General features: G+C 51.6%; 19 protein-coding genes. 7 read left to right on the top strand and 12 right to left on the bottom strand.

Features of this window, described 5'->3' with window-relative positions:
• The first annotated feature begins 8 nt into the window (after positions 1 to 8).
• From ACT53D_RS10875 to ACT53D_RS10855, 5 genes are all read left to right on the top strand, one after another.
• Positions 9 to 2,792 carry a type I restriction endonuclease subunit R gene (locus ACT53D_RS10875; RefSeq protein ID WP_476156162.1) on the top strand — a complete coding sequence of 928 codons (2,784 nt, stop codon included), beginning with the start codon at positions 9 to 11 and terminating at the stop codon, positions 2,790 to 2,792.
• Positions 2,792 to 5,032, top strand: a complete 2,241-nt coding sequence (locus ACT53D_RS10870; protein ID WP_476156160.1) for a restriction endonuclease subunit S — start codon at positions 2,792 to 2,794, stop codon at positions 5,030 to 5,032. The genes ACT53D_RS10875 and ACT53D_RS10870 overlap by 1 nt, the downstream gene beginning before the upstream one ends.
• Before the next feature lie 199 nt (positions 5,033 to 5,231).
• On the top strand, positions 5,232 to 6,437 hold the full coding sequence (locus tag ACT53D_RS10865; RefSeq protein ID WP_379073941.1) for an ATP-binding protein: 1,206 nt from the start codon (positions 5,232 to 5,234) through the stop codon (positions 6,435 to 6,437).
• A gap of 151 nt (positions 6,438 to 6,588) precedes the next feature.
• Entirely contained in the window at positions 6,589 to 8,064 is a 1,476-nt protein-coding gene (locus ACT53D_RS10860) for a type I restriction-modification system subunit M (protein WP_379073943.1), read from the top strand.
• 5 nt (positions 8,065 to 8,069) lie between these two features.
• Complete coding sequence (locus ACT53D_RS10855; protein WP_379073945.1) at positions 8,070 to 8,381, top strand: thioredoxin family protein; 312 nt, start codon at positions 8,070 to 8,072, stop codon at positions 8,379 to 8,381.
• Positions 8,382 to 8,388: 7 nt separating this feature from the next.
• Here ACT53D_RS10855 and ACT53D_RS10850 read toward each other — a convergent pair whose 3' ends face one another.
• From ACT53D_RS10850 to ACT53D_RS10835, 4 genes are all read right to left on the bottom strand, one after another.
• A complete protein-coding gene (locus tag ACT53D_RS10850; protein WP_379073947.1) occupies positions 8,389 to 9,498 on the bottom strand; it encodes a catalase family protein in 1,110 nt (369 codons plus the stop codon).
• Positions 9,499 to 9,582: 84 nt separating this feature from the next.
• On the bottom strand, positions 9,583 to 9,735 hold the full coding sequence (locus ACT53D_RS10845; RefSeq protein ID WP_313984608.1) for a hypothetical protein: 153 nt from the start codon (positions 9,733 to 9,735) through the stop codon (positions 9,583 to 9,585).
• Between the two features lie 265 nt (positions 9,736 to 10,000).
• Entirely contained in the window at positions 10,001 to 10,633 is a 633-nt protein-coding gene (ycaC, locus tag ACT53D_RS10840) for an isochorismate family cysteine hydrolase YcaC (protein WP_338655925.1), read from the bottom strand.
• A gap of 100 nt (positions 10,634 to 10,733) precedes the next feature.
• Positions 10,734 to 11,594: a pirin family protein gene (locus tag ACT53D_RS10835; RefSeq protein ID WP_313984601.1), complete on the bottom strand. Its 861-nt coding sequence runs from the start codon at positions 11,592 to 11,594 to the stop codon at positions 10,734 to 10,736.
• A gap of 114 nt (positions 11,595 to 11,708) precedes the next feature.
• On the opposite strand from ACT53D_RS10835, the gene ACT53D_RS10830 reads away from it, so the two are divergent.
• Together ACT53D_RS10830 and ACT53D_RS10825 are read left to right on the top strand one after the other, a co-directional pair.
• The gene (locus ACT53D_RS10830) at positions 11,709 to 12,599 is read left to right on the top strand and encodes a LysR family transcriptional regulator (RefSeq protein ID WP_379073950.1); all 891 of its coding nucleotides are present in this window, start codon (positions 11,709 to 11,711) and stop codon (positions 12,597 to 12,599) included.
• 271 nt (positions 12,600 to 12,870) lie between these two features.
• Complete coding sequence (locus ACT53D_RS10825; protein ID WP_379073952.1) at positions 12,871 to 14,847, top strand: putative bifunctional diguanylate cyclase/phosphodiesterase; 1,977 nt, start codon at positions 12,871 to 12,873, stop codon at positions 14,845 to 14,847.
• Here ACT53D_RS10825 and recG read toward each other — a convergent pair.
• The 8 genes from recG to ACT53D_RS10785 form a co-directional block, all read right to left on the bottom strand.
• Complete coding sequence (recG, locus tag ACT53D_RS10820; RefSeq protein WP_476156155.1) at positions 14,844 to 16,907, bottom strand: ATP-dependent DNA helicase RecG; 2,064 nt, start codon at positions 16,905 to 16,907, stop codon at positions 14,844 to 14,846. The genes ACT53D_RS10825 and recG overlap by 4 nt on opposite strands.
• Positions 16,908 to 16,922: 15 nt before the next feature.
• Entirely contained in the window at positions 16,923 to 19,139 is a 2,217-nt protein-coding gene (locus tag ACT53D_RS10815; RefSeq protein ID WP_194749636.1) for a RelA/SpoT family protein, read from the bottom strand.
• 6 nt (positions 19,140 to 19,145) lie between these two features.
• A complete protein-coding gene (gene rpoZ, locus ACT53D_RS10810) occupies positions 19,146 to 19,361 on the bottom strand; it encodes a DNA-directed RNA polymerase subunit omega (RefSeq protein ID WP_194749635.1) in 216 nt (71 codons plus the stop codon).
• A gap of 44 nt (positions 19,362 to 19,405) precedes the next feature.
• Entirely contained in the window at positions 19,406 to 20,017 is a 612-nt protein-coding gene (gmk, locus tag ACT53D_RS10805) for a guanylate kinase (protein WP_194749699.1), read from the bottom strand.
• The gene (locus ACT53D_RS10800; RefSeq protein ID WP_379073957.1) at positions 20,017 to 20,751 is read right to left on the bottom strand and encodes a proteasome-type protease; all 735 of its coding nucleotides are present in this window, start codon (positions 20,749 to 20,751) and stop codon (positions 20,017 to 20,019) included. The genes gmk and ACT53D_RS10800 overlap by 1 nt, the downstream gene beginning before the upstream one ends.
• Before the next feature lie 52 nt (positions 20,752 to 20,803).
• The gene (locus tag ACT53D_RS10795; RefSeq protein ID WP_476156152.1) at positions 20,804 to 21,640 is read right to left on the bottom strand and encodes a transglutaminase family protein; all 837 of its coding nucleotides are present in this window, start codon (positions 21,638 to 21,640) and stop codon (positions 20,804 to 20,806) included.
• A gap of 81 nt (positions 21,641 to 21,721) precedes the next feature.
• Complete coding sequence (locus ACT53D_RS10790) at positions 21,722 to 22,666, bottom strand: alpha-E domain-containing protein (RefSeq protein WP_275357416.1); 945 nt, start codon at positions 22,664 to 22,666, stop codon at positions 21,722 to 21,724.
• On the bottom strand, positions 22,660 to 24,153 hold the full coding sequence (locus ACT53D_RS10785) for a circularly permuted type 2 ATP-grasp protein (protein WP_476156150.1): 1,494 nt from the start codon (positions 24,151 to 24,153) through the stop codon (positions 22,660 to 22,662). The genes ACT53D_RS10790 and ACT53D_RS10785 overlap by 7 nt, the downstream gene beginning before the upstream one ends.
• Positions 24,154 to 24,203: the final 50 nt, after the last annotated feature.

Raw genomic sequence — 24,203 nt, 5'->3', positions numbered from 1 at the left:
TCAACGAAATGACTGAAAACCAAAATCCTGAGCAAAAAGCGAGAGATCAAATTGATGCTTTGCTAGAACAAGCGGGTTGGATTGTTCAGCATAATAAGAAAATAGATTTTTCTTGTGGGGTTGGCATTGCCATTAGAGAGTATTTAACCGATATCGGCCCTGCTGATTACGTGTTGTTTATAGATAAAAAGGCGGTTGGTGTGATTGAGGCCAAGCGTGAGGACTTGGCACAAAACATCACTTCGGTCGAGCAACAAACTGAAGGTTATGCAAAAGCAAAGCTTAAATGGGTAAACAGCCAAGCGCCTTTGCCATTTCTATATGAAAGCACAGGGGTGATCACCCGTTTTACAGATAGCCGTGATCCTAAGCCACGCTCACGAGAGATCTTTAATTTTCACCGCCCTGAGACACTCAAAGAGTGGTTAAGTCAGACTAAGAGTCTGCGTGGTCGTTTGCAAGATATTCCCCCGCTCAATCCAGAGCATAAACCAGCCAGCGAATTGCGTTTAAGGGATTGCCAGGAAACCGCGATCAGCAATCTTGAACTTTCATTTAAAGCAGATAAGCCTCGCGCCTTGATTCAAATGGCGACGGGCGCTGGTAAAACCTACACTGCGATTACCTCGATTTACCGATTATTAAAATATGCAGAAGGCAAACGTATCTTGTTTTTGGTCGATACCAAAAACCTGGGGGAGCAAGCCGAGCAGGAGATGATGTCATACCTGCCCATAGACGATAACCGCAAATTTACCGAGCTATATACGGTACAGCGTCTAAAATCGAGCTTCGTCGATAAGGGTGCACATGTGTGTATCAGTACGATTCAGCGGCTGTACTCCATACTCAAAGACAAAGAGCTGGACGAGGCCACTGAGGAGATTAACCCGGCAGAGTTGGTGCATGGTAAGGCACCTATGCCGGTGGTGTATAACGAAAAGATCCCGCCCGAATTTTTTGATTTTATTTTCATCGACGAATGTCACCGCTCGATTTATAACCTGTGGCTGCAAGTGCTCGATTATTTTGATGCCAGTTTAATCGGGCTGACCGCCACGCCGGACAACCGTACCTACGGCTTTTTTAAGAAAAATGTCGTGAGTGATTATAGTCACGAAAAAGCGGTGGCCGATGGTGTCAATGTGGGTAACGAAGTCTATCTGATCAATACTGAAGTGAGCCAGCAAGGTGGCAAGTTATCGGCCAATCAACTGGTTGAGCGCCGTGAAAAACTCACACGCAAAAAACGCTGGGAGCTGGCCGATGAAGACGAAGCTTATTCAGCCACTCAGCTAGACCGCAAAGTGGTTAACCCAGACCAAATCCGCACCATTATTCGCACCTTTAAAGAACGCTGGCCCGAGATATTCCCCGGCCGCAAAGAAGTGCCAAAAACGCTGATTTTTGCCAAAACCGATAGCCATGCCGATGACATTATTCAAATCGTGCGTGAAGAGTTTGGCGAGGAAAACAAGTTTTGCAAAAAACTCACCTACAAAATTGATGAAGACCCAAAATCTGTGCTGGCGCAGTTCCGAAACGAATACCATCCACGTATCGCTGTCACGGTAGACATGATCGCCACCGGAACAGACGTCAAACCACTCGAATGTTTGTTGTTTATGCGCGATGTCAAAAGCCGCAACTACTTCGAGCAAATGAAAGGCCGTGGCACCCGTACGCTCGATTTAGACGACCTGCGCAAAGTCACACCCTCGGCCACCAGCGCCAAAACACATTATGTGATTGTCGATGCCATCGGCGTGACCAAATCACTCAAAACCGCCAGCCAACCGCTGATCACCAAACCCACCGTGCCGCTTAAAGACCTCGCCATGGGGGTGATGATGGGGGCGCATGACGAAGACACCGTCAGCTCGCTTGCAGCGAGGCTGGCGCGGCTGAATAAACAACTTAGTAAAGACGAACAACAACAGATTAAAGCCAAAACCGGCGGCATTGAGCTGACGCATATCATCGGCAGCCTGTTTAATGCCATTGATGCAGATATGGTAGAAGCTAAAGCATTAGAAATCGCAGGCCAACCTATAGGCACAGACCCGGGTGATATTAACCGCGCCAAAGCGCAAGAGCAGCTAGTCGCGCAAAGCGCCAACGTATTCACTGGCGAGTTAATTGACCTCATCGACAGCATACGCCGCGACCACGAGCAAACCATAGACCACGAAAATCTGGATACCGTGACCTATGCAGGCTGGGATAAAGAAGCCGCCGACCACGCCCAAACCATGGTCACCGAATTTGCCGAATACCTCACCCAACAGCAAGACAGCATCACCGCACTCACCATCTTTTTTAGCCAGCCTTACCGCAGGCGCGAACTGAGCTTTGACATGATTCGCCAGGTGTTGGATAAACTCAAAGCCGATAAACCCAAACTCGCCCCCATGCGCATTTGGCAAGCCTACAGCCAGCTCGATGACTACAAAGGCGAGCAACCTGTGAGCGAACTTACTGCACTGGTCGCCTTAATTCGTCGTGTTTGTGGCTTAGATGCTACACTCGCGCCCTTTGACGCCACCGTGCGCCGTAACTTTCAAACCTGGATCATGCAGCACCACTCCGGCGACAGCCAAAAATTTAACGAAGCGCAAATGCAATGGCTACGCATGGTGCGCGACCATGTGGCCAGCTCATTTCATATCGAGCGAGACGATTTAGACATGGCCCCGTTTAATGCGCAAGGCGGATTGGGCAAAATGTACAAATTGTTTGGGCAGCAGATGGATAGCTTGTTGGATGAATTGAATGAAGTGTTGGTTGCGTAATGAATTTGAAAGTTAACGATAAGGGTTGGGTAGAAGTTAAGGTAGCTGAGTTAGGGACTTTAATCAGAGGAATAACTTATAACAAATCAGAATCAGCAAGCACACACTTGGAAAATTTTAAGCCTGTTTTGAGAGGCAATAACATAAACACAGATTTGAACTTTGAAAATCTTGTTTATGTTCCAAATAAACTAATTTCAAGTGAACAACTAATAAAGGCTGGCGATATAATTTTTGCAATGTCTAGTGGAAGTAAGCACCTAGTTGGTAAATCAGCTAGAGCAAGATTAGACTTTGATGGCAGTTATGGGGCTTTTTGCGCGTTATTAAGACCTTGTAATGCAATAAACAAAGATTATTTATATTATGTCTTTCAAGCAAATAGCTTTAGGCGATTAATAAGTGAGATCGCCAAGGGGTCAAACATTAACAATCTTAAGCGTGAGCATATATTAGATTTTGAATTTGATTTACCACCCCTCAACGAACAACACCGCATCGTCGCCAAAATCGAAGAGTTATTTTCTGAGCTAGACCAAGGCATAAACAACCTTAAAACCGCGCAAGCGAAGCTTAAAGTTTATCGCCAAGCCCTGCTCAAACACGCCTTTGAAGGCAAACTCACCGCCGAATGGCGCGCCCAAAACGCCGACAAACTCGAAAGCGCCAGCGCACTGCAACAACGCATCCAACACGCCCGCGAGCAACGCTACGAGCAACAGCTCGCCGAGTGGCAAGCCAATGGAAAACGAGGCAGCAAACCCAAAGCACCTAAACCAATTACACCGCTCACTGTAGGAGAGTTGGCGGAGTTGCCAGAATTGCCGGAAGGGTGGGTATACGTGTATTTGGCTGAAGTGGGGGATTTAGGTAGAGGAAAGTCAAAACATAGACCAAGAAACGATCCAAAATTATTTGGAGGAAGCTATCCGTTTATTCAAACAGGAGTTGTCAAAGCGGCAAAGAAAATTATTACTGAATATAATCAAACATACAGCGAGTTTGGACTAGCTCAGAGTAAATTGTGGCCTAAAGGGACGTTGTGTATAACGATTGCAGCAAATATTGCTGAAACAGCTTTTTTGGGATTTGATGGATGTTTCCCAGATAGTGTTGTGGGCTTCACGGCAAATGAGAAATTAGTTTCACCTGATTATGTTGATTATTTTATTCAGGCAGTCCGCTCAAGAGTTGAAGCTTACGCTCCAGCAACTGCACAAAAAAATATAAACCTAGAAACATTAGAAAATTTAGTTGTGCCTTATTGTGCGCTAAATGAGCAATTTAGTTTGCAAGCGTGTCTGGAGGAAAAATTTTCCGAAATAGACCAACTTGACCAAACCATCACCACATCCCTGCAACAAGCCGAAGCCTTACGCCAATCTATCCTCAAAAAAGCATTTTCTGGCGAGCTGGTGCCGCAAAATATTGAAGATGAGCCTGCTTCAATATTGTTGGAAAAGATTAAGGCTGAAAAAGCACGCCAACAAACATCCACTGCTAAAGCCAGATCGAAAAAAGCAAAACCACCGAAAGATAATGTGGTGCCGTTCCCAACCAAAGTGCCAACGATTGACACAACTGAGTTGCATGCCGGATTGATGGCATTGGCTTATCGTTGTCATGAGCAGCATAAAACGTCGTGGTATTTTGGCCATGTAAAGGCAGAAAAAATCTCGCATATGATCGAATCATTCATTGGAATTGATCTTGAGCGTATGCCTATTCAAGATGCTGCTGGGCCAAATGATTTTAAAAGGTTGCTTGAGGTGGAGTCGCTTGCTCGTCAGAAGCAATGGTTTGATGTGAGAAAGCACGCTAATGGGCGATATTTTCTAATCAAGCTATCCGGTTTTGATGCATTGATTCAAAGAACAGAGAAGGCGCTAGGTAAGCATCTTGAAAAGGTGAATGCATTGATTAAATTATTTGTGAACCTGGATACGACCAGCTCAGAAATTGTGGCTACCTTGTTTGCGGCATGGAACAATTTGTTGTTGTCTGCCCATAAACCGAATGATGAGGAGATCGTGCTAGAGGCTAGGGAGCGTTGGCACGAGGATAAACTTAAAATCAGAAAAGAGCGATTTTCTCGTTGCCTGATCTGGATGCGCAAGCATGGCTTGGTGCCACTGGGGCGTGGTGCTTTTGTGGCTAAGAAAAGTCAAAGAAATGTACCCAAAAAGTTAACAGACTCAAACATCATATGGGACCCAGAAGAGGGTGCGAATAAGTTTTGAGTAAATCTCAGCCAAGTGCGTCATAAAAGCCAGTCAATGTTTATATTGCCTACAGGTTAACCAATATAATATACAGTCAGACGATAATAAAATATACAATTGGACGAATTTGTAATATACAAATAGACGTGCTATTAATATACAATTGGACGAATATTCTGATAAGTTTATAAAAACAGTGGGCACATACAATCGATACATGATGACAGCATTACAGGCCGCACTGGCAGATACGCCGGTGGTTTGTTTGCTGGGGCCACGGCAGGTGGGCAAAACCACGCTGGCAAAATGGGTGACGCCAGATAGGCCATATATCAGTTTTGATGACCAGAACTTGGTAACTGCTGCGCTGAATGATCCTTTAGGATTTGTGCGTGGTCTACCTGAAGCGGTTGTATTAGATGAAGTGCAACGTGTGCCTGGATTGTTTCCGGCAATTAAAGCAGAAGTGGATAAAAATAGAACCGCTGGGCGTTTTTTACTCACGGGCTCGGCCAATCTATTATTGCTGCCTAACGTGCAAGAGTCACTTGCAGGCCGGATGGAGGTGGTGCTTTTGCAGCCACTCTCAGAGATGGAAAAACATGGGAGTACACGCTGTTTGTTGCAGGATTTTATCGAAAACAAACTGAGTACCTTGATTAGTCCTGATGGTGTGGTGGAAGGCGTATCAGAAGCCATTTGCAGTGGGGGCTACCCAGAGCCGCTTACGCGTACCCCAGTGCGAGCACGACAGTGGTTTCGGCAATATTTAAATGCAGTGATGCAACGCGATGTACGTGATATTGCGGCCATTAAAGATACAGACGATGTAGCAAAGCTGATGCAGATGTTGGCTTACCGCACGGCCAATTTGTTGAATGTGAATGGTATGGCTAATGATTTAGGCATGAGCCGTATCACCATTGAAAAATATCTGAACGTATTGGAGCGCTTGTTTCTGGTCAGGGTATTACCTGCCTGGCATCGCAACAATGCTAGCCGGTTAATCAAAGCGCCAAAAGTACATGTGGTGGATAGCGGTTTGGCGGCAGTTTTGAATAACTTAAATGCTGAGCAGTGGCATAGCCATAGCGATGAGTTTGGCCCTTTGCTGGAAAGCTTTGTAGTGCAACAGTTGATTTGTCAGGCCGGTTGGGTGGATGCGGATTTAAGGTTCTCGCATTACCGGGATAAAGACCAAGTGGAAGTGGATTTAGTGATTGAGCGCGGTAGAGAGGTTTGGGGCGTAGAAGTTAAACGCGCCAGTAGTTTTAATGAAAAAGATGGTGCAGGTTTAGCTAAATTGGCTGCGCAAGCAGGCACCCACTTTAAAGGTGGCATATTGCTTTATACGGGAGCAAGTTGTTTACCGTTAAAACAAGCAGATTGCTTTGCCGTGCCCATGAATAGATTGTGGTTGTGACACAGAAGGTCTCTTTTTTATTTCAAAGCTATTGATGAAATAAACCGTAAAGATAAATAACATGATGATTTTTATAAGAATTCTTATTTCATCGCAAATCGAAGTAGCTTATTAAAATTAAAAGCCTAACATTGAAAGTATCTAGTTTGTTATGAATGCAACTGCTTCTATTGTCTCCAAAGTCTGGAGTTTTTGTAATACGCTGCGTGATGACGGCGTGGGTTATGGCGACTATCTGGAGCAGCTGACTTACCTGATCTTTTTAAAAATGGCGGATGAATATAGCCAGCCGCCGCACAATCGCAAGGTAGGTATTCCGCCCGAATATAGCTGGCAAAGCCTCAAGGCCAAGCGTGGTGCGGAGCTGGAGGTGCACTATGTGACCCTGCTACGCGAGTTGGCGAACAAGGCTGGCATGCTGGGGCAGATTTTCACCAAAGCACAAAACAAGATTCAAGACCCGGCAAAGTTATCGCGCCTGATTGAGATGATTAACGAAACCGACTGGGTAACCATGGGCGCGGATGTGAAGGGTGACATCTACGAAGGCTTGCTGGAGCGTAACGCTGAGGACACCAAGTCTGGCGCTGGGCAATACTTTACGCCGCGTGCCTTGATTAAGGCCATGGTGGAATGTGTGCGGCCAGAGCCTAATAAAAGCATCGCCGATCCGGCCTGCGGCACTGGTGGTTTCTTTTTGGCCGCGTATGACTTTTTGGTACAGAGCTATCCTGCCATGGATAAGCCGCAAAAGGCGTTTTTAAAACACGAGACGTTTTTTGGGAACGAGATTGTGGCGGGTACACGCCGCATGTGTTTGATGAATATGTTTTTGCACAACATTGGAGAGATTGATGGCGAAAGCATGGTGTCACCCAATGATGCGCTGGTGGCGGATGACGGGCGGCGTTATGACTATGTGTTGGCTAATCCGCCGTTTGGTAAAAAAAGCTCCATGAGTTTTACTAACGAAGAAGGCGAGCAGGAAAAAGACGACCTCACCTATAACCGTCAGGACTTTTGGGCCACCACCTCTAACAAACAACTCAACTTTGTACAGCATATCCGCACCATGCTTAAAACAACAGGCCGAGCGGCAGTGGTGGTGCCAGACAATGTGCTGTTTGAGGGTGGGGCGGGTGAAACCGTGCGCAAGCGCTTGCTGGAATCTACAGAGTTACACACGATTTTGCGGCTACCAACAGGGATTTTTTATGCCAATGGCGTAAAAGCGAATGTGCTGTTTTTTGATAACCGCGAAGCCAGCAAAGACCCTTGGACCAAAGAAATTTGGTATTACGATTACCGCACCAATATTCATCACACCTTAAAGAAAAAACCTTTGCGCTTTGAAGATCTGGCTGAGTTTATTGGCTGCTACAACCCGCAAAATCGCCATGTAAGACAAGAAACTTGGCACGAAAATAACCCTGAAGGGCGTTGGCGTAAGTTTAGTTACGAGCAAGTGATTGCACGTGACAAAACCAGCCTGGATATTTTCTGGCTCAAAGATAAAAGTCTGGCTGACCTGGATAACTTGCCTGAGCCAGATATATTGGCCGATGAGATTATTCAAAATATAGAAGCCGGATTGAGTAGTTTTAGAGCAATCGCGAATGCTTTGTAAACCCGATGCAATCTCCCGAACCCACCCTTGAACAAATTAACACCCTGACTGGCGCTACGCTGCTAGAGTTTGGCGCCAGCTGGTGCGGTTACTGCAAGGCGGCGCAATCTACAATCAGCGCTGAACTCATCCAGTTCCCGCATATCCGCCACCTTAAAATTGAAGATGGTAAAGGCCGCAGGTTGGGGCGGTCGTTTCACGTGAAACTATGGCCGACGCTGATTTTTATGAAAGCGGGCGTGGAAGTGGCGCGCTTGGTCAGGGATATTGAACCTGCTGAATTAAAAGCTGCACTTTTAAGCATTAGCGATCGCTGATACTTGTTTAACACAAATCATCCAGATGTTTTGGCTCGCAGATGCGGCCATTTTCCTGCAGTGCATGCAGATTTTTTGCCATTTCGTAGTTCATTTTTCTGAGGCGTGTGACTGAGCCTAACGGCCGGTGCGAGGCCAGACCTTGCCAGGGAGAGAACAGCATGCCGTCATCGATTAGCCTTGAACGGTAAGGACTCCAGGCGATTTGTGGTTTGGCGGTGATGCGGGCGACCGGGATATAAGGGGAGTGCTCTTCTGGCCAGATGATGGTGGCGTCTTCGATGGGCATGGTTTGGAGATCGGTGCAGAGTTGTACGCGTAGCTCCCAAACGGCGGTGCGCTTGATAAAAAAATCGACGATGGATTTTCTGAGGCCGTCTGAGGCGAATAGGTCTATGGGTTTGTTGCTGAGGGCGATGAGGTCGTGGGCGATGGGGACAACCGCGATTTTAGCCATGTAGTCACCATACATGATCGGGTCCTGGCTGATGTAGGTTTCACCGAGCAAGTTAGTTTCTTGCGACTGGTAGAGGTGGTTAAGCTGCGATTGCTGGCCATATTTGAGCGACTCGACCAAATGTGCGGTAGAACGGAACAATTGCGCGAGGAAATGCCGGAGTTCTGTACTGGTGTTGGGCGAACACGCTAAGTGTTTGAGGTTGTTTAAAAACACCTGCACGCTGGAGGATAAAAAACTGGCGCCGTTTACAAATAAAAAATTTTGCGTGATGGCGTCTTCACTGCCTGGCAGGCGCTCGCCTTCTACACCTACCACCTTCAGCGCGAGGCTGCGGGGCGTACCGGGTTTGTCGTGCAGGATGTCACCAGGGACAGTGGAAAAGCGCATAATCAGCGGCAGGGTTTGCGGGCGTGCAAACAGGCCTTGTGCATAGGCAGGCGGCAGTTGGTCATAGATTTGCATTTCTGCTGTGAGCAGGCCGTGGCTTTTCAGGTGCACACTGCGTGCAGCATGGGTAGCGGCCTGGCTGCTGATTTCTGAGAGCTTGTGCAGAGTTTGCTGCAGGTGCTGCTGGCAGGTGCGTTCGGTGGTGGCTACCACCTCGTAATCGGGCTGGTAACTTAGGGGCGAGACTACAAATTGATCTGTTTGCTGCATCACAACCCCCTTTTGCAATTGGGTTTATCGGATCAGTGCCAAGCACATTGATTTCTAGAGGGCGGGGTACCGCCCACTCTGGTATTACTCTTTGGTCTCACCGGCTTCTTTGCGTTGTTTATTCACAATACGTGCAGCGACTTCTTCTTCGCGGCCAGGATAGCGGTGATCCTTTTTAAATTCCTCTTTGAGTTTTTCATATTCACGTTCCCGTTTCGGGCTGGAACCTCTGGGCATGTCACACCTCCTTTTGCGTGAGTGCAAACGGCAGCCGTTATGGCTGCCGTATTGTCTTGTTATCAAACTGAAGTCGAAAATTCATTCAACCTTCATTTTCAAACGCGACAATTGCAGATTACGCGGGTAATTGGCGGTAGGGCATCCGGTTCAGGCTTAAGCGACTGTAGGAAGCGCTTTATGCCACGGGTTGCCAGTCATAAGCTTTTGAACGCATTTAGGCTAAAAAAATCCTTAAACCGGGATTCTTTACGCTTGCAAAGCCTTAAGGGTTGGCGGCAGACAAAGCATGGTAAGACGTCATCAAGTTGCGGTAATCTGGAATATGGTTGGCACAAAGGGCACCCAGGCCTTCAATATCGTGGCGCCAGTCGCGCTGCAGTTCACAGGCCACGCCAAACCAGGTCATCATGTGTACCCCGGCGGCTTGCATGCGTAGCCAGGCGGCATCGCGGGTGAGGGCGTTAAAAGTGCCTGAGGCATCGGCGACCACAAATACTTCAAAACCGGCTTCAATGGCTGAGAGTGCGACAAAAGCGACACAAACCTCGGTGACGACGCCAGCAATAATGAGCTGCTTCTTACCTGTCGCCTTGATGGCCTGTACAAAGTCCGGGTTATCCCAGGCATTAATCTGGCCGGGGCGAGCGATGTAGGGCGCATCGGGAAACAGTGTCTTGAGCTCTGGCATAAGCGGGCCGTTGGGGCCGGTTTCAAAGCTGGTGGTTAGGATGGTGGGCAGGTTAAAAAATTTGGCGGCATCGGCCAATGCAAGCACATTGTTTTTAAAGCGGTCTGGCTCGATATCGCGTACCAGTGATAATAAGCCAGCTTGGTGGTCTACCAACAATACGGCAGCGTTGTCACGGTCCAGACGGGTGTAGGGTGTATTTTTCATAATGTAATCCTCTCGAGATGTGGTTGGCTGGGTCACCGCCGACAGTACTGCTGGTTGACGGCGGTGCCTGCTGTTTTAATGTGATAAAGATGCCTGGCCCTTAAGCCGTGGCAAAACGGCCCTGGTTGTAGTCATTAATGGCCTGGTCGATTTCCTCCCAGCTATTCATGACAAAAGGACCATGCCCGATCACCGGCTCATTGAGCGGCTCACCATTGAGCAATAGCAACGTGGTGTCTTGCTGGGCCTGCAATACCAGTTCAGTCCCTTCACGCTGCATCACGGCCAGCTCACTAGGGCGGATGGTATGCACTTCACCGGTTTTCACTGCGCCATGCAACACAAAAATCGCCGTCGTGTGCCCCTCAGGCAAGGTGAAGGTAGTGCGTGTCCCGGCGTTGAGGCGTACATCCCACACGTTCATTGGCGTGAAGGTCTTTGCCGGGCCTGGGTTGCCGTCATATTCACCGGCAATGACACGTACCTTGCCTGCCTCTTGCGGCAGAGTGACCTCAGGAATCTGGGCATGGGTAATGCCTTGATAGCCTGGCGCGGTCATTTTGTCCTTGGCAGGCAGGTTGACCCATAACTGGATCATTTCAAACGGACCGCCCGTGCGGGCATAGTCATCGCCGTGATACTCCTCGTGAATAATGCCTGAGCCCGCGGTCATCCACTGGACTTCACCTGGGCCAATGGTGCCGCCCGCGTTGGTGGAGTCATGGTGCGAGACTTGGCCATCGTAGACGATGGTGACCGTCTCAAAGCCACGGTGCGGGTGTTGGCCGACGCCGCGTCTATGTGCTGTTGGCTCGAAGCTAGTGGGGCCTGCATAGTCCATCAGCAAAAAGGGTGAAATATCACTGGCGATATCGCGGTAAGAAAAAATGCTTTGTACCGGAAAGCCGTCACCGACCCAGTGGTTGCCGTTACTGCGTTTGATAAATGCCAGTTTTTTCATGGTTTGCTCCTTGTTCAGGGGTGTGCGTGATTGCATGGATCACACTATAGACAGATGACAATCAGGTGACTAGATGGTTAAATGTGAAATTACTTTTCATTTAATTGAATAATCATGGACTTTAACGAAGCGGCGGTGTTTGTCAGGGTGGTGCAGGCAGGAAGCTTTAGCGCGGCCGCCCGTCAACTGGGATTACCGACGTCGACAGTGAGCACGCGGGTGGCAAGACTGGAGCGGCGGCTGGGTGTGACCTTGCTGCAACGCACCACGCGCCGTTTGCACCTGACCGAGGCGGGCAGCCTGTATTTTGAACATGCTTCGACCGGGCTGGGGTATTTAATGGAGGCAGAGGCCGCACTTGATGAGGCCAGGCAACAGCCGCAAGGGACATTGAAAATGACGGCTCCGGCGGATTTGGGCGATGCGCTGCTGGGACATTTGCTAGCCGAAACGCAGGCGCGGTATCCGGCATTGTCACTGGAGCTGTGGTTGACCGAGCGGTATGTCGATTTGGTCGCAGAAGGCGTGGACGTAGCGATCCGCATGGGGGAGTTACGCGACTCCAGCCTGATTGCCAAATCGCTGGGAACCATACAATGGGCATTATTTGCCAGCCCGGCTTATTTGCAGCAGGCCGCGCCTATCAACTCTCCGGCCGAGCTGGCACAGCATCCCTGTGTGCAGTTTACGCCCATGGGGCGGCATCATTGGGAGTTGCAGCGGGGCGCCAATGAGATCAGGGTGCCCTTGCCGGGTCAGGTGTTGGTCAATAATATCGGTGTTGTCAAAACCATGGTCGAGAGCGGGCAGGGGGTGGCTTTGTTGCCAACCTTTATTTGTCAGGCGGCGGTGCGGCAGGGTGGCTTGCAACGTCTGTTGCCAGAGTGGCGTGGCCAAGCTGATGCGGTGCACCTGGTGTATCCTAAGCAGCGCTTTATGCCACCCAAGCTACGCGGGTTTATTGACCTGGCAGTGACTGCCCTGAAGCCATTGTTTGTGGCCTAGCCGGACACGAATTCTAAAGACTGCCTCCCGCAATCCCTTGAGGGGCCTCACTTTATTTCTATAGGCGCTGTTGATGCTCCCGTGACCCGGGGCGACTGAAGTTACGCTTGCATCACTGACATTTCTTAGTATTTTTTTGCCATTCTTCAGCTAAAAATCGTGGCTTGGCTGCTGTCATTTTGCGTTTTTTGGCGCATGATACCAAGATAAGCAATTAAAGTATCAGCCGCTTTTAACCGTTGTTAAGACATTAACAATTATAGGCAGGGGGATGCGTGCGTTGAACAACACCACGGCAGAATCATCAGCGCTACACATTGAAATTGTGGATATGCTGTATGGCAATAACCGCAGGTCATTACTGGCTGCGTTTATTGTCATGGCTGCGTTGCTGCTCGTGCAACGGCATTTGATCGCCTCACCGATTCTGCTGATTTGGAGCGTACTTTTTCTGCTGGCCTATGGCGCACGTGCCTTTTTAACCTACCAATATGCCAAAGACCCGGTGCGTGAGGCACACACCCGGCAATGGTTGCAGTGGTTTCGCGCCACCTCTCTGTTTTGCGGCATCGCCTGGGGTCTTGCGGGGATCCTGCTGTTTCCCGAGAGCGATACCGAACATCAGGCCTTTTTAATCTTTGCGCTGGTGGGGGTCTGCGGGGCAGGCATCGTCATTTATTCGGTGGATACCACGACGAGTAATCTGTTCACGGGTGGGATTTTGTTGTTCATGATTCCACGTTTTGTGCTACATGGCACACAGTTGTCGCTGGCGCTGGCGGTGCTATTTATAGTCTATGTGATTTATGTGACGGTGGCTGGTCGCAGCCTGGCCAGCAGTTTGCGTGACAATATCATGCTACGCATTGCCTCTAACCTGGACAATAAAAAAGTCCACCAATTGGCCTATTATGATTTTTTAACCGGGCTGCCTAACCGCCGTTTGTTAACGGATAGGCTCAACCAGTCATTTGCCCGCTGTGCACGGCATAAAAGTTATGGCGCGGTCATCTGCCTGGACCTGAATAATTTCAAGGGCTTGAACGACAGTAAAGGCCATCAGGCTGGCGATGAATTACTACAGCAGGTGGCGGCGCGTTTATCCTTGAGCTTGCGCAAACGCGATACGATTGCACGCATGGGCGGCGACGAATTTATTGCCGTGCTGGATGATCTCTCTAAGGATAAGGCAGAGGCGGTGGTTGCCGCGCATCGGGCGGCCGAGAATATGATGGCGGTATTTTCTGCGCCGTTTGAGCTGCAAGACAGTTTGTACCGCACCTCGCCCAGTATCGGTATTTGCCTGTTTATGGGGGATCACTTCGACGAAGCCGAGGTGTTGCGTCGTTCAGATATTGCCATGTATCAGGCCAAAAAATCGGATAAGCTCAACAGTATCCAGATGTATGACGAGACGCTCCATCCCGCCATCGAGCAACGTGCGTCGCTTGAGAATGAGCTGGCATTTGCCTTGCAGGCCAATCAACTGTTGTTGTATTACCAGGTGCAGGTGAATGCGGATCAGCAACCCATTGGTGCCGAAGTCTTGTTACGCTGGCAACACCCTACACTGGGCATGATTCCGCCCGACCAGTTTATCCCGATTGCAGAGGAGACGGGCGACATTGTGCCCATCGGGCATTGGGTGCTGGCTCAGGCCTGCCAGCAACTCAAGCATTGGGCAGATTCTGCACACACGGCGGGACTTAAACTATCCGTCAATGTCAGTGCCAAGCAGTTTAGTCAGCCCGACTTTGTGCGGCAGGTGACAGAGATTGTGCTGGCCAGTGGCTGTGATGCGCGCCACCTGTGCCTGGAGTTGACCGAGAGTCTGATTGTGAAAAACATTGATGAGGTGATCGGCAAGATCAAGGCGCTCAAAGCACTCGGCATCACCTTCTCGCTGGATGACTTTGGCATAGGCCAGTCCTCACTGTCGGTATTAAGACGTTTGCCGCTGGATGAACTCAAGATCGACCGCAGCTTTATTAAAGATATTGCACATAACAACTACGATTCATTCATTGTGCAAACCATCATCAATATGGGCAAAAATCTGAGTCACTCTGTGATTGCCGAAGGCGTGGAGTTACAGCAGCAGATGACCATGTTGCAGCAAATGGGCTGCCAGCGTTTTCAGGGCTATTTATTTAGCAAACCGGTGCCACTGGCCGAGTTTGAAGCCTGCTTGCAGGCGATTCTGACGCAGCCTGAGGCTTTGGCCAGATTGCAGACTGGCCTCTATTAAACCTTGATCCACTCTTCCGCCTGACTTAACCAGCGTTGCAAATGTGCGCTCACCGCTGCAGGGTCTGTCTGCAGCAGTTTTTCGGCCACGGGCTTCGCCGCGTCAAGCAGGTGCTCGTCCCGTTCCAGGTCGGCAATTTTGAGCATGGGCACGCCGCTCTGACGCGTGCCTAGCAGCTCGCCCGGGCCGCGAATATGCAAGTCGGCTTGCGCAATGGCAAAGCCATCATTGCTCTCATAAATCACTTTCAGCCGTTGGCGGCCAATTTGTGAGCATTGCTGTTTGCTATATAGCAGAATACAGGTACTTTTTGCAGCGCCGCGGCCGACGCGTCCACGTAACTGGTGCAACTGGCTCAGGCCCATGCGTTCGGCGTGTTCAATCACCATTAAACTCGCATTCGGTACATCCACGCCGACCTCAATCACGGTGGTGGCCACCAGCAACTGAATCTCATTGCCCGCAAACGCCTGCATGACGGCCTGCTTCTCTACCGGTTTCATCCGGCCATGCACCAGCCCGACCTTGAGGGTAGGGAACACCTGCTGCATATAGGCAAACGTGTCATTGGCGGTTTGCAATTGCAAGGCCTCAGACTCTTCAATTAGCGGACACACCCAGTAAGCTTGATGTCCTTGCGTGCAGGCCTCATAGACGCGCTGCAAAATCTCTTCACGTCTGTCATCCGCCACCAGTTTGGTGACGATAGGGGTCCGGCCCGGCGGTAGTTCGTCTATCACCGACACATCGAGGTCGGCGTAGTAGCTCATGGACAAGGTGCGCGGAATCGGCGTGGCCGACATCATGAGCTGGTGCGGTTCCAGCGCAGAGGCTTGTCCGCTGGTCGCACCTTTTTTTCTAAGGGCCAACCGCTGGCCGACACCAAAGCGGTGCTGCTCATCCACAATTGCCAACCCCAGTTGCTTGAACTGCACTTCGTTCTGAAACAGCGCATGTGTACCTACGGCTAACATGGCTTCACCATTGGCAATCATTGACAGTGAATGCTCACGCTCCCTTTTCGGCTGGCTACCTGTCAGCCAGGCCAGCGTGATGCCCAAGGGCTGTAACCAGCTACTGAGTTTCTTGTAATGTTGTTCGGCCAGGATTTCCGTGGGCGCCATCATCGCCACTTGCCAGCCCTGTTCGATCAGTTGCAGCGCGGCCAGGCAAGCGACGATGGTTTTGCCACTGCCAACATCGCCTTGCAGCAAGCGCTGCATGGGGTAGGGTTGGCCCAGGTCCTGGCGGATTTCTTTCACTACTTTTTGCTGCGCTGCGGTGAGTTCAAACGGCAGCATGGCGAGCAGGCGGTCAGCCAGCGCATGGGTGTCTGCAATGGCGGGGGCCGTGGCGCGTTTGCGCCGGGCATAATGCTGGCGCATGGATAACTGTTGCGCCAGCAACTCGTCGTAAGCCAGGCGTTGCCAGGCCGGATGGCTGCGTTCTTCCAGGCTGGGGAGCGGGCTGTCTGGCGAGGGTTGGTGCAGCAAGTGTACGCTGCTGGCAAAGTCTGGCAGGGCTAGGGAGGCATATACCCAGGCGGGCAGGGTTTCGGTTAACAATGCAGGCTGCAATACTAGATTGACTGCTTTGCGCAGACTATTCTGGCTCAAACCTGCGGTGGTGGGGTAGACGGGCGTCAGTGTCTGATTGACGGGCGTTTCTTCGCTGACTTTGCGTTGGGTGGGGTGCACCATTTCATAGCCAAAAAAGCCGCCACGCACTTCACCAAATACGCGCAAGCGCTGGCCTGGTTGCATGAGGGTGATCTGGCTGGGATAAAAATGTAAAAAGCGCAAATGCAGGATGCCGGTGTCATCTTGCAGGCTGACATTGAGGGCTTTGCGCGGTTTGTAGCTGACCTCCTGATGCACCACCACACCTTCAACCTGCGTTTGTTCACCCAGACGCAAATCGCGGATGGCGGTGATGCGCGTTTCATCCAGATAACGCAAGGGCAAGTGCAGCAGTAAGGCTTCGGCCGAGGTAATCCCCAGTTTACCCAACTGGCTGCGCAGGGCAGGCGACAGACCTTTGATTTCGCTCAAGGGACGCATGCGGTCAAGTCAGGCTTACTGGATGCGCTGCTCCACCTGGTTGCCTTTGACGCGGTTGATACGCACGATCTGCTGGATCTTGCGCAGGTTGCGGATCAAGGTAGCCAGATGCACGCGGTTGTGGACCTGCAAGGTAAAGTTGACGTTGGAGTACTGGCTGCCGTCGCTGGTCTCCACACTCACATTGTCAATGTTGGCTTCTGCATTGGAAATGGTGGCCGCAATCTTGGCCAGCATGCCGCGCTCATCCACCACCGTGATGCGCAAGTTGACACTGAACAGTTTTTTCGGATCCGCATCCCATTCCACATCCAGCCATTTTTCCGGATCCAGCCGGAATTTACGGATGGCGGGGCAATCATGCGTGTGAATGACCAGGCCTTTATCTTTATTGATAAAGCCCAGAATCGGGTCGCCAGGAATCGGGCGGCAGCAGGGCGCAAACTGAACCGCCATCCCCTCGGAGCCGCGGATGGTAATCGTATCGAGTACCTTGCCGGTTTTATCTTCGGTTTCGGCTGGATGGGCCAGCAGCTGGTGCGCTACCATCAGGCTGTTACGTTTGCCGAGGCCGATATCGGTCAGAATGGCCTGGCGCGTTTTGCTGCCATAGTCATTCATGACTTTTTGCCATTGTTTGTCGCTAATGTCGCCAGGCTCGATATGCATGGCGCGTAACGCCACATTAAGCATACGCTCGCCCAGTTGTGCCGACTCTTCCACCTTGACCGTTTTCAGGTAATGGCGGATATGCGAGCGTGCCTTGCCGGTCACCACATAATTGAGCCAGGCCGGATTGGGTTTGGCCAGCGGGGCAGTAATGATTTCCACATGGTCGCCATTGCGCATTTCACTGCGTAGCGGTGCCAGCTCATTATTGATCTTGACCGCGACACAGCTATTGCCCACATCAGAGTGGACGGCATAGGCAAAATCCACCGCCGTCGAGCCACGTGGCAAGGCCATGATGTTGCCTTTGGGCGTAAACACATAGACCTCGTCCGGGAACAGGTCGACCTTGAAGTTCTCCAGAAATTCGTGGCTATCGTCGCTTTCGGTCTGGATTTCCACCAAGCGTTGCAGCCACTGGTGGGTTTGTTGTTGCAGCTTGGTCAGGTGGGCATCGGTGGTTTTATACAGCCAGTGCGCGGCCACCCCGGCATCGGCAATGTTGTGCATCTCCTGGCTGCGGATTTGTACCTCAATCGGCGTGCCAAACGGGCCAAACAGGGTGGTGTGCAACGATTGATAACCGTTGGCCTTGGGGATGGCAATATAGTCCTTGAAGCGGCCGGGAATAGGTTTGTAAAGCGCATGCAGCGCCCCTAACGCCAGATAGCAGGCGGCGTTGTCTTTGACGATGACGCGAAAACCGTAAATGTCGTTGATTTGCGACAATTTCATCGACTTTTCGCTCATCTTTTTGTAAATACTGAACAGATGCTTTTCGCGGCCCTGTACATCGTACTCAATGCCGTATTGCAATAGCTGGTTCTGGATGGCCTCCAGGATCTTGCTGATCACTTCTTTACGGTTACCGCGTGCCAGCCGGATGGCTTTGTCGATCACGTGGTAGCGGTTGGGGTATAAATACTTGAGGCTCAGGTCTTCCAGCTCATGGTAAATCGGGTTCAGGCCCAGCCGGTTGGCAATGGGCGCATAAATATCCAGCGTTTCACGGGCGATGCGCTTTTGCTTTTCTGGCCGCATGGCGTCCAGTGTTTGCATGTTATGCAGCCGGTCGGCCAGCTTGACCAGGATCACGCGGACATCCTGGCTCATGGCCAACAGCATTTTGCGGAAGTTTTCCGCTTGTGCCTGCATGGCAGTTTGCAACTCGACCTTATCCAGCTTGGTCAGGCCGTCTACCAGATCAGCCACCTGTTTGCCAAAGCGCTCGGCAATGGCGGCACTGTCGACTTCGGTATCCTCGACCACATCATGCAGCAATGCGGCCAGCAGGGTAGGCAGATCCAGGTGCAGTTTAGCCAGAATACAGGTCACCGCCACCGGGTGCGAGATATACGGTTCACCGGTTTTGCGGGTTTGTCCCGCATGCGCCTGGTCGGCATAGCGATACGCTTGCCAGACCAGTTGCACTTCTTCTTCGTTGAGATATTTGCGGATCAGCTGGGTAAGGGGGGAATCCTCACGGTCAGCGGGGAGCAAGTCCGCTTCGCTCAGCGGCGGTTTGGACTTGCGATGGGCATGGTCGCCTTGGGTGTGGGGCATGGCTGCTTAAGCGTGGCCCTTTTTCTCTAAGATCTCTACACCGATTTTACCGGCAGCAATTTCACGCAAGGCAATCACGGTCGGTTTGTCTTTTTGTGAATAACCACTGACGAGTGGATCGGAACCATTGGCCAATTGTCTGGCGCGATAAGCCGCGACCAGCGTCAGTTGAAAACGGTTAGGGATGTTGTCCAAGCAATCATCGACAGTAATACGTGCCATAAAAACCTCTATCTGTGTGAACCTGAAGTGCGGCGTGCGCCGGCTTAGGTAAGGGATTGAATCAATGACGCGTGGCAGGCTACCTGGCGGTTTAACTGCAAGCGCTGGGCGCGAACAATCGCCATCAGATCCTGCAAGGCCACGTCAAAATTATCATTAATTGTAACATAATCAAACTCATGCACGTGACGCATCTCCTCACGCGCGGCGGACAGCCGTTGTGCAATCACGGCTTCACTGTCCTGGCCGCGGCTGTTGAGGCGGTGCGCCAGCGCTTCGATGGAAGGCGGCAGAATAAAAATAGAGGTCGCGTCAGGGAATAAGGTTCTGATCTGCTGTGCGCCTTGCCAGTCGATTTCGAGGATCACATCGCGGCCGGCAGCCAGGGCGCCCTCGACTTCGCTTTGCGCGGTGCCATAGCGGGCGCTGTGCACATGCGCGCTTTCCAGAAAACCGCCGGCGTCTAGAATCTCCAGAAACGCGGGCTCTGAAACAAAATGATAGTGGATGCCGTCTTCTTCACCCGGACGCGGTGCACGCGTGGTGTGCGAAACAGACAGTTTCAGGATCGGGTCTTGCGCCAGCATGGCGCGCACCAGGCTGGTTTTACCGGCGCCAGAGGCGGCAGAGATAATAAATAAATGGCCGTGACTCATCATGCACACCACTCAGGGTCAGGCAAGGAAGAGAACACGGCTTTCAGGCCCTCGCTCCAGCCTTTACGGATGCTGGCATAACAAGGGTCATCTTCTGTCAGGCGTTGCCGTTTGCCGGCGCTTAAAGTATCAGTTCGGTATATCATCAAATCAATCGGTAAGGCCACAGAAATATTGCTGCGGATGGTGGAGTCAAAAGAAATCAGCACGCATTTTACCGCATCTGCGACATTGGTTTGATGTTTGATCACACGATCAATGATCGGCTTGCCGTATTTGGTTTCGCCGATTTGCAGGTAAGGCGTATCCGGGGTCGCTTCGATAAAATTACCGGCGGCATACACATTAAACAGCCGTGGCTTTTCGCCCTTGATTTGCCCTGCGACCAGCACGCTGGCACTAAAGTCTATGCCGTGCTCCTTGAGTGCTTTGCCGTCACGCTGATGCACGCTGCGCATGGCTGCACCTACCACGCTGGCGGCTTCAAACATCGAGTGCACATTGTGCAGGTTGGCATGGCCTTCTGCCGACTTGAGTTGTTCGCGGCACAGGTTGACCACGGATTGCGTGATCGCCAGATTGCCTGCGGTCAGCAGCACAATCATACGTTCGCCCGGCACTTCAAACACATGCATCTTGGGTGCAATCGCCACCTGGTCCACCCCGGCATTGGTGCGCGTGTCTGAGGCCAATACCAGACCTTGTTCAAGCAGGATTCCTACACAGTAAGTCATCTCGAGTCAGTCATTTATCAAGTTAACAAATATCATAGCATGCGAGTACTTGCTATTGCTGGGCGGCTTGTGCCTGCTCACGTAATTGCTGTAAGTGTGCCTGCCGTTGCGCTTCGCTCAGCGCTGTCTGGCGGTTGACGCTCACCATGCTGGCCATGCCTTCCTGGCCGCCACCCATACGTGAGCCAGTCACCGGACTGGCACTGCGGTAGTCGAGACCGACCGCCAGTTTGACATGGGTTTCATCCACCGGAATACCATTGGAGACATCCAGCCCCAGCCATGTCTCTTGTTGCCAGACTTCTACCCAGGCATGGGTTTGCATCAGGCTGCCATCCTCGGTAAACAGGTAACCACTCACATAACGGGCGGGCCAGCCCAGGCTGCGGCAGCAGGCGATAAAAGCATGCGCATGGTCCTGGCAGACGCCCTTGCCCAGCTCAAAGGCGAGTGCGGCGGGGGTGTTCACCTCGGTGGCGCCCTTGCTGTATTGCATGCGGTCGCGCAAGGCCTGCATCAGCGCTTGCGCGGGCGCATGGGCAAAGTCTTTGGCAAAGGCCATGATGGCATCATCGGGCTGGGTGAGTGGCGTGTCTCGCAAAAAAACAGTCACTGGCAAGCTTGCCGTGGCTGCGCTGGTCGCGGCACCTGTGTCGACCTCACCGCTCACCGTGATCAATAAAGCCTGGTGCGGCTGGTCGACGACCAGTGTGTGCGCCAGGTTGCCAAACGCATCTGCAAACGGGGTCAGCTGCCCGGCTACCTTGATCTCCCAATGTCTGACTTGCTGGCGCGGGTCGGTGCGGGGTGTCAGGCGCAGTTGCTGTATGGTGTATGGCACCATTTCGCTGTACACATATTGGGTTTGATGTTCGATGATTAACCGCATGTCGCTTCCCAAATAAAAAAGCGCAGTGCTGTCTTAGAGCAATCTGCGCATGAGGGGTTCATGGCAATCGTGTGTCAGGCGTCAGGCCGTGGCGCTTAAAAAATTACGTTGTATTTCCTCGCCCAGTTTGCGGTTGGCCAGAATAAATTCATCCAGAAAATGGTGTACGCCATCTTTTAAAATATCCAGCATGCGGCCGTAATGCAGTCTGGCATGCATCTGGCCAGCCAGCCGCTCGGCTTCGGTGTGTCGGCTGCCGGCGACCTGGCGCAAAATCGGCATGATCTCGGCGTAACAGGCATGCAGAGACCGCGGCATGTCTTCACGCAGAATCAATAATTCAGACACCTTGGTCGGTTCAATGGCATCGCGGTAGACTTTTTGGTAAGCCTGAAATGCCGAGACCGAGCGCAACACCGCACTCCATTCGTAGTAATCCACCGCGCCGTCATTGGCTTCTTGCATGGGCATCAGGTACTCATACTTCACATCCAGCAGGCGGGCAGTATTGTCTGCGCGTTCCATAAAGGTGCCCAGGCGCACAAAGCTAAAGGCCTCGTCACGCAACATGGTGCCAAAACAGACGCCACGGAACAGGTGCGAACGGCTTTTTACCCATTCGCAAAATTCGCTCAAGCCGGATTGGGTCAGGTCCTGTTTGATATATTGCCCAAACTCAATCCACAGTGTGTTCATGTTTTCCCAGGTCTCGGTGGTCATGGCCACACGCACGGCACGGGCGTTTTCACGCGCACTACGCAATGAGCTGTAAATGCTGGACGGGTTCTGGCTATCCATGACCAGATGTTTGATGACGTTGGCGGCCGACAGTTCTTTGTAATTGCTGTCATAAATGTCGCGGATCCCGGCAATTTCAAGCACGGCATCCCAGAGTTCTGCTTCGTTGCTGCTGTCTGAAGGCAACAGGGACATGTTATAAGTCACGTCCAGCACACGGGCCACGTTTTCAGCACGCTCGATATAACGTGCCATCCAATATAAATGATCTGCGGTACGGCTTAACATATGACGGCCTCTTGCGTTGCTTGTTGGGCAGCCATTTGCGACTGCACGGTTTCTGCACTGATATCGTCCCGCTCCAGCACCCAGGTATCCTTGGTGCCGCCCCCTTGCGAGGAGTTCACCACCAGTGACCCTTCTTTGAGCGCTACGCGCGACAGGCCACCCGGCACCACGCTGACCGTTTTGCCAGACAGCACAAATGGCCGTAAATCCACATGACGCGGTGCAATGCCCTGGTCGACCAGCGTCGGGCAGGTTGACAGCGCCAGCGTCGGCTGCGCGATGTAGTTAGCGGGTTTGGAGACGATGCGTAAACGGAATTCTTCAATTTCCTGTTTGCTGGCTGTGGGGCCTACCAGCATGCCGTAGCCGCCAGAGCCCTGCACTTCCTTGACGACCAGCTCGGGCAGATGATCCAGCACATAGGCCAGATCATCTTCCTTGCTGAGTTGATACGTAGGCACGTTCTGCAAGATGGGGGATTCACCCAAGTAGAACTTGATCATCTCCGGCACGTAAATATACGTCGCCTTGTCATCGGCCACGCCGGTGCCTACAGCGTTGGCCAATGTGACGCCACCATTGCGGTAAACGGAGAGCAGACCTGGCACGCCCAACAGGGAATCGGGCTTGAACACCAGAGGGTCGAGGAAGTCGTCGTCAATGCGGCGGTAGATCACGTCCACCCTTTGCGGGCCTTGCGTGGTGCGCATATAGACGGCGTTATTACGGACAAACAAATCCTGGCCTTCCACCAGTTCTATGCCCATTTGCTGGGCGAGGAAGGCATGTTCAAAGTAAGCGCTGTTGTAAGCGCCAGGTGAGAGCAATACCACGGTCGGGTCAGTGACGCCGGTCTGGGCGACCGAGCGCAGGTTGTTCAGCAGTACACTGGGGTAATGCTCCACCGGGGCAATCGGGTATTTTTTAAACAAATCCGGGAACAGCCGCATCATCATCTTGCGGTCTTCGAGCATATAAGACACGCCGGAAGGGGTACGCAGGTTGTCCTCCAGCACGTAAAACTGCGACTCGCTGGTGCGGACCAGGTCTATCCCTGCCACATGCGCATACACCTGGTTAGGCACAGTCACACCCACCATTTCCGGGCGGTATTGCGAATTGGTCAGGATGCTGTGCGGGACAATGCCGGCCTTGATGATTTCCTGATCATGATAAATATCATGCAGAAACATATTGAGGGCGCGTACGCGCTGGACGGCACCTTTGGACAAATGCGCCCATTCACTGGCCGAAATCATGCGTGGAATCACATCAAATGGAATCAGGCGCTCGGCACCATCTTCTTCACCATACACATTAAACGTGATGCCGACGCGGCGGAACAGGACTTCTGCTTCTGCGCGTTTGGCCGCCAGTTGCTGGGTAGGCACATTCGCCAACCAGCGGTTATAGGCCTGGTAAATCGCCCTTACATTGCCCCCATAGCCCTGCATTTCATCAAAAAACTGTTTGGCCGTTTGCGTCATCGTGCTGGACCTTTGCCTTACTTGTAAAATTCATTTAAACAAGAGCAAGC

The sequence above is a fragment of the Methylophilus sp. DMC16 genome (assembly GCF_056314045.1).
This window is presented reverse-complemented; position numbering and strand designations above follow the sequence as displayed.